Annotated in this window: 1 protein-coding gene; it reads left to right on the top strand. The window is 16.9% G+C overall.

Going from position 1 to position 350, the window contains the following annotated elements; all coding sequences use genetic code 11:
• Positions 1–55 precede the first annotated feature (55 nt).
• Entirely contained in the window at positions 56–313 is a 258-nt protein-coding gene (locus tag BGI41_RS08275) for a hypothetical protein (RefSeq protein WP_088540223.1), read from the top strand.
• Positions 314–350: the final 37 nt, after the last annotated feature.

Here is a 350-nt window from a genome sequence, read left to right as displayed (position 1 = left end):
TATATTATATAAATTTAATAATAATCAATAATTGTTAATGTTTTAGGTGAATTATATGTCTAAAGTAAGTCCTGACGAATTTGATAAAGAAGCAGATGAAATTTTTAAAAGAATTTCTAATAAACGTATGGCTGAAATTAAAAAATTAGAAATGAAATATGATAAAGAATTTAAAAAATATGATAAAATTATAGATAAAGCTTTAGAAGATGAATTAAATACTATGGAAAAAAGGATAAAACAACAAACAAAGCTTTTAGATCTTAAAAATAAAAGAAAATACTTAAATAAAATTAGATTTTTAAATTCTTAATTAATTATAGATATATTTTTCATTCTTAAAATTATAT

The organism is Methanobrevibacter sp. 87.7, assembly GCF_002208625.1.
GTDB lineage: Archaea > Methanobacteriota > Methanobacteria > Methanobacteriales > Methanobacteriaceae > Methanarmilla.
This window is presented reverse-complemented; position numbering and strand designations above follow the sequence as displayed.